Raw genomic sequence first — 9,510 nt, forward strand, 5'->3', positions numbered from 1 at the left:
ACCGCAGCAATGGATATGTACTCGCTATAACAGTGTCGCTTGCCAGGCCGCCTTCGCGAGCAAGCCCGCTCCCACAGTCGGATTGCGGGGTGTCAGGTAGATTGGTGTTGACTGTCAGGCCGCCATCGCAGGCAAGCCAGCTCCCACAGTTTGATCGCGGGGCAGCAGGTAGATAAGCGTCGGCTGTCAGGGCGTCACGGGAGCAAATCCAGCATCGCGCCAACGTTGTGTAACTACCTATGCCTATCAAAAAGCGCTCCGAAAGATCTCCTCAATCTGACGCTGATCCGCCCGCCGAGGGTTGGTAAGCCCGCAGGCATCCTTCAGCGCATTGCTGGCCAGCAACGGAATGTCCTGCAACTTAGCGCCAAGCTCACGCAAACCAGCAGGAATTTCCACGTCCTGGGACAACCTACGAATCGCCGCAATCGCGGTCTGGGCGCCCTCTTCTACGGTGATGCCCTTGATATCCGCACCAAGGGCCCGGCCCACGTCGCTCAGGCGTTTGGCGCAGACGCTGGCGTTGAAGCTTTGTACATGGGGCAATAGCACCGCGTTGCACACACCGTGGGGCAGGTCGTACAAGCCGCCCAATTGGTGGGCCATGGCATGCACAAACCCCAGGGACGCATTGTTGAAGGCCATGCCGGCGAGGAATTGTGCGTAAGCCATGTTCTCCCGTGCAGCCTTGTCAGTGCCGTCGCGGACCGCCAGGCGCAGGTTGGCGCTGATCAATTCGATGGCCTTGATCGCGCAGGCGTCGGTGATCGGTGTCGCAGCGGTGGACACGTAGGCTTCGATGGCGTGGGTCAGCGCATCCATGCCCGTGGCGGCGGTGAGGCCCTTGGGCATGCCGACCATCAGGGCCGGGTCGTTGACCGACAGCAACGGCGTGACGTTGCGATCGACGATGGCCATTTTTACGTGGCGACTTTCGTCGGTGATGATGCAAAAACGCGTCATCTCGCTGGCCGTACCAGCGGTGGTATTGATGGCCACCAGCGGCAATTGTGGCTTGCTCGATTGGTCGACGCCTTCATAGTCGCCGATGCGCCCGCCGTTGGTAGCGCACAGGGCGATGCCCTTGGCGCAGTCATGGGGCGAACCGCCGCCCAGGGACACGACGAAATCGCAGGCGCTCTGTTGCAGCAGCGCCAGGCCTTTTTCGACGTTTTCCACGCTGGGGTTGGGCTTGGCGCCGTCGTAGATCACCGAGTCGATATCCTGCATCGCCAGCTTCTCGGCGATCATGCCAGCCACACCAGCTTTGGCCAGGCCGACGTCGGTGACGATCAACGCCTTGCCGAAGCCGTAGTTGCGAATGGCGGTCATCGCTTCGTCGAGGCAATCGATGCCCATGATGTTGACGGCGGGGATGAAAAACGTGCTGCTCATGGTCAATCCTCAAAGGCTTTATGCCGACAGAATCAACCTGTACCGCGTGGCGCATCTTGATCAGGATCAATGCCGGCTCGTGATAAAGTCACCCCCCAGCCGATTTCGAGTAGACCCGCCGCAATGAAGGATTTCCAGGATATTGACGCCCACCTTGAAGACTGGAGTGCCCTGCGCGCTGCCGTCGACTTCAGCGGGATTCTGATCGGTAACGGCGCCAGCCGCACGATTTGGGAAGACTTCGCCTACGACTCGCTGTTCGAAAACGCCCGTACCGTCGAAGAAAAGCCCCTGAGCCCCTCCGAACTCAGCGTGTTCGACGCGTTGCAAACCCGCAGTTTCGAGCAAGCCCTCGGCGCCTTGAAAACCACCAGCCGGGTCAACAAGGCCCTGGCGGTCAGTTCGGCGGCGCCGCGTAACCGCTACTACGCGATCAAGGAAGCGTTGATTAACACCATCCATACCGTGCACATTCCCTGGCGCCTGGTGCAGCCGTCGACGCTGGCGACGATCCACGCAGAATTGGCCACCTACGCCACCGTCTTCACCAGTAACTACGACTTGCTCAACTACTGGGCGACCCTGCACGCACCGGGCATCGACGACCTGTTTCGCAGCGCCGACTCAAGCTTCGACCTGCGTAATACGCACACCGACGCCACCCGCATCCTGTACCTGCACGGCGGCTTGCATCTGGTGCGCAACCTTGACGGCACAGCGCGTAAATTGCCGTCCACTGACAGCACCCTGCTCAGCAGTTTTGCCATTAACAACACGATCAAAACCCTCGACGATGTGCCGCTGTTTGTCAGTGAAGGCAAGGTGCAGGAGAAGCTCAAAAGCATCCGCAGTTCGGATTATCTGTCGTTCTGTTATGAACAGCTGTTGAGCCATGAAGGCGCACTGTGCATCTTCGGCCATGACTTGGGGCCGCAGGATAAACACCTGGTGGATGCTATTGGCCAGGCCAGCATCAGCACCCTGGCGATCTCGGTGTCGGGGCGCAGTGATGGGTTTATTCGCCAGCAGAAGCGGCGGTATTCGGAGTTGTTCGAGGGCAGTGGTGTAACGCTGAAATTCTTTGCGGCGCGTACGCATCCGCTGGGCAATCCGGCACTATCAGTCCCTGTGGAACGCTGATCAAAATGTGGGAGCTGGCTTGCTTGCTCCCACATTGACTGCATTTCAATGAGTAAGAAGGCTCACTCCTCAGCGCTGTGCACCACCACCAGCAACTGCGCCTGCACCTCTCCCACCGAGCGAATCCGGTGGGGTTTCTGCGCGTTGAAATGCAGCGCATCGCCGCGCTCCAGCAGCACGCGCTCGTTCATGAAATCCACTTCCACCTGGCCTTCATGCACGAATAAAAACTCCTCCCCCAGGTGCTCCTTGAAGGTCTTGTCGGTGAACTCCGCCGGCGGGTAGATGATGAAGGGCAACAGGCTGCGTTCGCTGACTTGATGGGCCAGCACCGCATAACCCGGCGAGGTGTCGGGCCGTTCATGGCTGCGCACCAGGCTGTAGCTGTCGAGGCTGACGTTGTCTTCGCTGAACAGCTCTTCGACCTTCACGTTCAGTGCCTTGGCCAGTTTCAACGCCGCAGCGATGGACGGCGTATTGAGCCCGCGCTCGACTTTCGACAGGTAACTCTTGGTCATCCCGGATTTTTCGGCCAGGGCCTCCAAGGTTACGCCAAGTTTTTTTCTTAATATTTTCAAGCGGATAGACATTTGCTGCGGTTAATCCATGCAGAAAGCGATGAGACAGGCTTGCCAATGACACAAAGTGTCATATAGCATCTTTAGTGTCATTTGCATTCACCCAACGACCTTGCGAGCAGCGGGCGACCAGCAAATCCGACGTCCATTGAACCACCCAAAGGACACCGATATGGCCAAGACATTAGCACTCCCAAAAGACCAACTGGTCAAGCAAGCACTGAGCCAGATGCAAAACAGCCTGGCAGATAATACGTGGACCGACCGGCAAAAGCTGGCGCTGACCTGCCGAATCCTGTTCGAGTACGGCCACGACTCCGGCCTGGCCGGGCAGATCACCGCACGGGGGCCAACGCCTGGCACCTACTACACCCAGCAACTGGGCCTGGGTTTTGACGAAATCACCGCCAGCAACCTGCTGCTGGTCAACGAAGACTTGGAGGTGCTGGAAGGCCACGGCATTCCCAACCCCGCCAACCGTTTTCACACTTGGGTGTACCGCGGCCGACCGGATGTAAACTGCATCATCCACACCCACCCCACGCACATCGCCGCGCTGTCGATGCTGGAAGTACCGCTGCAGGTGTCGCACATGGACCTTTGCCCGCTGTACGAAGACTGCGCTTTCCTGCAAGCCTGGCCCGGCGTGCCGGTGGGCAATGAAGAAGGGGAAATCATCACCACGGCCCTGGGCGACAAGCGCGCCATCCTGCTTTCGCACCACGGGCAGTTGTCCACGGGGGCCAACATCGAAGAAGCCTGCGTGATTGCGCAGCTGATCGAACGGGCTGCCAAGTTGCAGTTGCTGGCGATGTCTGCGGGCAGCGTCAAACCGATCCTGCCTGAGCTGGGGCGCGAGGCCCATGACTGGATCTCCAAGCCCAAGCGCCACGGCGCCGCGTTCAACTATTACGCCCGGCAAAACCTGCGCAAGCACGCCGATTGCCTGAACTGATTGCCCCCTTTTTCGACCGGAGTTTTCCCCATGTCCAGCCCAACCATTCACGGCATCATCGGCTACACCATCACCCCCTTCAGTGCCGACGGCCAACGCGTTGACCTCGACGCCCTCGGGCACTCCATCGACCGCTTGATCAACAGCGGCGTCCACGCCATCGCGCCCTTGGGCAGCACGGGCGAAGGCGCTTACCTGAGCGATGCCGAGTGGGATGAAGTCAGCGCCTACAGCATCAAGAAGGTCGCCAAGCGCGTGCCGACCATTGTCAGCGTGTCCGACCTCACCACCGCCAAGGCCGTGCGCCGCGCCCGCTACGCCGAAGAGCACGGCGCCGATGTGGTCATGGTGCTACCGGCCTCGTACTGGAAACTCAGTGAAGCGGAAATCCTCGCCCACTACGCCGCGATCGGCGACAGCATCGGCGTACCGATCATGCTCTACAACAACCCGGCCACCAGCGGCACCGACATGTCGGTGGAGTTGATCCTGAGGATTCTCAAGCAGGTCGAGAACGTGACCATGGTCAAGGAGAGCACTGGCGACATCCAGCGCATGCACCAGTTGAAACTGCAAAGTGACGTGCCGTTCTACAACGGCTGCAACCCGCTGGCACTGGAAGCCTTCGCGGCTGGTGCCAAAGGCTGGTGCACCGCCGCGCCGAACCTGATCCCGCAACTGAACCTGAGCCTATATCAGGCCGTACTGGCCGATGACTTGAACAAGGCACGCGAGCTGTTCTACCGACAGTTGCCCTTGCTGCAATTCATCCTCAAAGGCGGGCTGCCGGCGACGATCAAGGCCGGGTTGCGCTTGACCGGCTTGGAAGTGGGTAACCCACGCCTCCCGGTATTCCCTCTGGGCGAAGCAGGGATCGAGCAACTGAAAACACTTCTGACGTAAACACCCGCCCCCTGTAGGAGCGAGCTTGCTCGCGAAGAACGCCAACGATAACGCAGCCCATCTGGGTGCTCGTGTCGCCTGTTAGTTTTTCGCGAGCGAGCTCGCTCCTACCTCCTACAGTAGATGGCACTTACATAGAGACAAATGACAATAGTTCTCGATATCATTCACGGCTTTTCCAAGCCGTGCTTCGTCAAGAAGGATATCCATGTCTCGTCCCCAGCCCGACCCGCCATCGGCCGATGCCTGTCGCGGGTTTTATGCAGACATTCTGTATTTCCTGCGTAAACGCACGGACAACGCCAGCGACGCGGCGGACATGGCCCAGGATGTGTTTACGCAATGGCTGGGCTACCGCGACCGTGCCAAGGTCGAGCAGCCACGGGCGTTTCTGTTCCAGATGGCGCGCAATCTGCTGCGCGATCATTGGCGCAAACAGAAAGTACGGCAAACCGTCCACCCTGATCATGCCGAAATGGCTGCCGAGCCGCTCACTGACGAGCACAACGACCCCATGGCTGCCGCCCTGCGCCTGCAACGCCTGGAGCAGTTGAAAGAAGTCCTCGCCGAACTCTCGCCCCGCCGCCGAGAAGCCCTTATGCTGCACCGCTTCGAAGGCTTGAGCCAGGCGCAGATCGCAGCGCGCATGGGCATCTCCACCAGCATGGTGGAAAAGCACATCGCCTTTGCCTTGTTGCACTGCAAGCGACGCCTTCAACCCGACACCGGCACGGAGCAGCCAGAATGAACCGCCCGAGCGACACAAACGCGCTGGACAGCCAAGCGAGCGATTGCATCGACGCCCAAGCCGCCAGTTGGTTTGCACGCAACCGCAACGAAGTCAGCCGCGCCGACCGTAAAGCCTTTGCCGCCTGGCAAGCGGTGCCCGCGCATGCGCGCGCCTATGCCGAATTCGAACAGCTGTGGGCCGACCTCGCCCAATTGCAACAACTGAACAAACCGCTGGCACTGCCCCAGCGCAAGCCCAACCTCTGGCGCCCTGCCCTGGCGGTGGCCGCTGCCTTGGTGTGCGCCGTGCTGGCGACCTCGCTCGGCGCGCCGCGCGAGCTGTATCACAGCCAGGTGGCCACCCATGCCAAAGGCATGCGCACGTTGAATCTGCCGGATGGCAGCACCTTGTACGTAAATGCCAATACCCATATCCGCGTGGACTTCAGCGCCCATCAACGGGTGCTGCACCTGGACAAAGGCCAGCTGTACATCGAAGTGGCCGCCGACAAGGAGCGCCCCCTTTACGTGCAAGCCGGCGAGTCGAGCGTACGGGTGGTGGGCACTGCTTTGGATGTGCGCCGCGGGCAGCAGCAATTGGTGGTCAGCGTTGCCCATGGCCAGGTCGCTTTCGCGCCAAATGGCAAAAGCTCCGCCACCCTGCTCGGCGCCCAGCAGCGGGCCTCCTACAACTACGCCAAAGGCACCGTGCAACCGCAAACCCTCAGCGCCGAAGAGGTCGCCGATTGGCGCAGCGGGCACTTGTCATTTCGCAATCGCGAACTGGCCAGCCTGATCGACGAGCTGAGCCTGTACCGCCCGCAGACGTCGTTGCAGGTGAGCAAGGCCGTCGCGCAACTCAAGGTATCGGGCAACCTTGACGTGAATGACCCAGACGCCCTGCTCAACGCCATGCCCGCGCTGTTGCCGGTGAAAACCGTACTCTCGGCCGATGGCACGATAAGAATCGAGCCGAGCAAATAGACGGCAACCTCACACATGAGAATATTTTGCATTCGCATGTGTGGTTTTTTTTGCCTGCCCCGTCTTCCTCCTGTCTGTGTTTGATACGCACACCTTTTTGGCTATTTAGCCGCTCCGGGGGATTTCATGTTTCGCGCGCCTTGCCACGCTTCGCACCTGTTTCTTCGACCGACACTCATGGCTACGTGCCTGGCCTTGAGCCTCAGCGCCGAGGCCGAGTCGTTCAAGCTGCACCTGCCGGCTCAGCCGTTGGCCACGTCCCTGAGCCAGGTGGCCCAGCAGGCGAAAATCCAGCTGCTGTTCGATGAAACCCTGCTCAAGAACGTGCAGGCGCCGGCGCTTGACGGTGACTACACCCCGGAAGTAGCCATTCGCTCCCTGCTCAAAAACGGCGAACTCATCCTGCTCAAGGTCGGCAGTACCTACGTGGTGCGCCCCGATGCGGGCAAAACCACCAGCGGTGGCGCGATCCAGTTGGACACCCTGAGCGTGATCGGCACCGGCAATGAGGTGAACGCCAGCACCGTCAACCGCTCCACCCTGACCCAGGCCGACATCGACCGCTACCAGTCCAATAACATCCCCAGCCTGTTGCAGACCTTGCCCGGTGTCAGCCAGGGCGGCTCGCTGAAACCCGGTGGCCAGACCATCAACATCCGTGGGTTCGGCGATGCCGAAGACGTGCCGCTGACCGTTGACGGTGCCACCAAGACGGGCTTTGAGCGTTACCAGCAAGGCACGGTGTTTATCGAGCCCGAGCTGATCAAGCGCATCGAAGTGGAAAAAGGCCCCAACTCGCCGTTCACCGGCAATGGCGGCTTCGGCGGCACGGTCAACATGGTCACCAAGGACGCCCCGGACCTGCTCCAGGACGGCCGCAACAGCGGTGCGATGCTCAAATATGGTTACTCCAGCAACGACCATGAGCAGGTCTACAGCAGTGCCGTGTACGGCCGCACCGACGATGGCCGTTTCGATGCGCTGGCCTACCTGACCCAACGCGACGGCGGCGATATGAAAGTGGCCGCCAAGTTGCCCAACGACAACAATGAGTACCCGATCAACCCCCAGCGCCTGCCCAACAGCGCCCAGGATGTGGACGGCAAGCTGTTCAAGGTCAACGCGCATTTTACCGATGAGCACAGTGTCGGGCTGTCGTACTCACGCTCCCACAGCAACCGCTGGACGCCGTTTTCCGCCGCCAGCTACCCCACACCGCCCACCCAGTTCAACATCGACCGCTACGGCTACGAAGGCGCGTTGAAGCGTTTTCTCGCTCATCGTGACACGGTCGACACCACCTGGTCGGGCAAGTATGAATACCAGCCGCTGGACAACCCGCTGGTGGACTTGACCATCAAGTACTCCCAGTCCAACACCGAGCAGACCGATGAGCGTGACGCCACGGCGTTTTTCCAGTTGGCCACCGGCGGGCGCAAGATGGACACCGCCTACACCGACAAGCTCCTGGATATCCGTAACGTCAGCCTGTTCGACACCGGCCCTTTGCAGCATGCCGTGACGGTCGGCGGGCAAGTGCGCAAGCACACCCGCGAAACCGAAATGTGGATGCCCGGCGCCACCTACAACACACCGCGCTACAACTACGGGCACTTCCAGCCGGGTTTCATGCCCCACGGCAAAGTCGATACCAACAGCTTCTTTATCCAGGATGCGGTGACGTTGGGCGACGTGACGATCACACCGTCGCTGCGCTATGACCATGTGCGCAACCGCGGCGAAGGCAACGATGCGCCCTACTACAACAACCCCAACCCAGCAGTGGGTCACGACTACAGCGACCGCACCTACACCGGCTGGTCGCCACGCCTGGCGCTGTTCTGGACCGTGACGCCGAATGTGGGGCTGTTCGCCAACTGGAGCCAGACCTGGCGCGCCCCGGTAATCGACGAACAATACGAAGTGCAGGGCGTGGGCAGCCGCACCGCCACCAGCGTCGACCTGGACCCGGAGCGCATCACCTCGATCACCCTGGGCAACATCACCAGCTTCGACAACCTGATCGCCCAGGACGACAACCTGCAACTGCGCACCACCCTGTTCCACAACAAGGTCGAAGACGAGATCTTCAAGGCCACCGGCGTAGGCTGCCAGAACCAGGCTGTCAACGGCGGCAGCATCGCTTCAGCGTGCCCGCCTGGGCCGATGTCCAACTACCGCAATATCGGCAGCCTGACCATCAAGGGTGTCGAGCTTGAGTCGATCTACAACTCCACCTACCTGTTTGGCTCGGTGTCGTTCGCCTATGCCAAGGGCCAGCACCAAGGCGCCTACACCAACCCTTGGGGCCCGGACGTAGCCGCACGAGACATCCCGCCGACCAAATGGGTGCTGGTACTGGGCACCCACATCCCGGCCTGGGATGCCCAAGTGGGCTGGATGGGCCAATTCATCGGCGCCACCGACCGCCTGCCCAGCGACAAATACTCCGGCGGCCCAGGCTCCAGCATCGGCGATCTGTTCTACGACCAGTACGGCAACAAGCGCTACAACACCCAGGGCCTGTTCGCCAAATGGACACCGCAGCAGGCATACCTCAAAGGCACCGAGGTGAACTTCACCGTGGACAACCTCTTCAACAAAAACTTCCGCCCAGCCTTGAGCGGCGACCGGGCGTACACCAAAGGGCGTGATGCGAAGATCAGCGTGACGCGGTTCTTCTAACCACGCACGTATTCCAACTGTGGGAGCGGGCTTGCCTGCGATAGCCATGAGTATCTACATAATGCTGTAACGGTCGACGGTAACCACGATGCGAAGCGAGCCGCCCTTGATCTTGATCTGCTTTTGATCTTAGGCGCCCCG

At 60.5% G+C, this 9,510-nt stretch carries 8 protein-coding genes; 6 read left to right on the forward strand and 2 right to left on the reverse strand.

Going from position 1 to position 9,510, the window contains the following annotated elements; all coding sequences use genetic code 11:
• Window positions 1-246: 246 nt before the first annotated feature.
• The gene (gene yiaY, locus A7K61_RS29550) at window positions 247-1,395 is read right to left on the reverse strand and encodes an L-threonine dehydrogenase (RefSeq protein ID WP_069558940.1); all 1,149 of its coding nucleotides are present in this window, start codon (window positions 1,393-1,395) and stop codon (window positions 247-249) included.
• A gap of 123 nt (window positions 1,396-1,518) precedes the next feature.
• On the opposite strand from yiaY, the gene A7K61_RS29555 reads away from it, so the two are divergent.
• Window positions 1,519-2,535 (forward strand): DUF4917 family protein, encoded by a 1,017-nt coding sequence (locus A7K61_RS29555; RefSeq protein ID WP_069558941.1) that lies wholly within the window; start codon window positions 1,519-1,521, stop codon window positions 2,533-2,535.
• Between the two features lie 62 nt (window positions 2,536-2,597).
• On the opposite strand, the gene A7K61_RS29560 is transcribed toward A7K61_RS29555, so the two are convergent.
• Window positions 2,598-3,125, reverse strand: a complete 528-nt coding sequence (locus A7K61_RS29560; protein ID WP_032893083.1) for a helix-turn-helix domain-containing protein — start codon at window positions 3,123-3,125, stop codon at window positions 2,598-2,600.
• 160 nt (window positions 3,126-3,285) lie between these two features.
• Between A7K61_RS29560 and A7K61_RS29565 the strand changes: the two genes are divergently transcribed.
• The 5 genes from A7K61_RS29565 to A7K61_RS29585 all read left to right on the forward strand — a co-directional run bounded on the left by A7K61_RS29565 (window position 3,286) and on the right by A7K61_RS29585 (window position 9,369).
• A complete protein-coding gene (locus tag A7K61_RS29565; protein WP_044272738.1) occupies window positions 3,286-4,068 on the forward strand; it encodes an aldolase in 783 nt (260 codons plus the stop codon).
• 30 nt (window positions 4,069-4,098) lie between these two features.
• Window positions 4,099-4,971 carry a dihydrodipicolinate synthase family protein gene (locus tag A7K61_RS29570; RefSeq protein WP_044272736.1) on the forward strand — a complete coding sequence of 291 codons (873 nt, stop codon included), beginning with the start codon at window positions 4,099-4,101 and terminating at the stop codon, window positions 4,969-4,971.
• A 208-nt stretch (window positions 4,972-5,179) separates the two neighbouring features.
• Window positions 5,180-5,719, forward strand: coding sequence for an RNA polymerase sigma factor (locus tag A7K61_RS29575; RefSeq protein ID WP_047710278.1), 540 nt, complete (start codon window positions 5,180-5,182; stop codon window positions 5,717-5,719).
• Window positions 5,716-6,684 (forward strand): FecR domain-containing protein, encoded by a 969-nt coding sequence (locus tag A7K61_RS29580; protein ID WP_069558942.1) that lies wholly within the window; start codon window positions 5,716-5,718, stop codon window positions 6,682-6,684. Before A7K61_RS29575 ends, A7K61_RS29580 begins: the two co-directional genes overlap by 4 nt.
• Window positions 6,685-6,810: 126 nt before the next feature.
• Window positions 6,811-9,369 carry a TonB-dependent receptor gene (locus A7K61_RS29585; RefSeq protein ID WP_069558943.1) on the forward strand — a complete coding sequence of 853 codons (2,559 nt, stop codon included), beginning with the start codon at window positions 6,811-6,813 and terminating at the stop codon, window positions 9,367-9,369.
• Window positions 9,370-9,510: the final 141 nt, after the last annotated feature.

This window comes from Pseudomonas sp. AP42 (genome assembly GCF_001728935.1).
Lineage (GTDB): Bacteria > Pseudomonadota > Gammaproteobacteria > Pseudomonadales > Pseudomonadaceae > Aquipseudomonas > Aquipseudomonas lactis.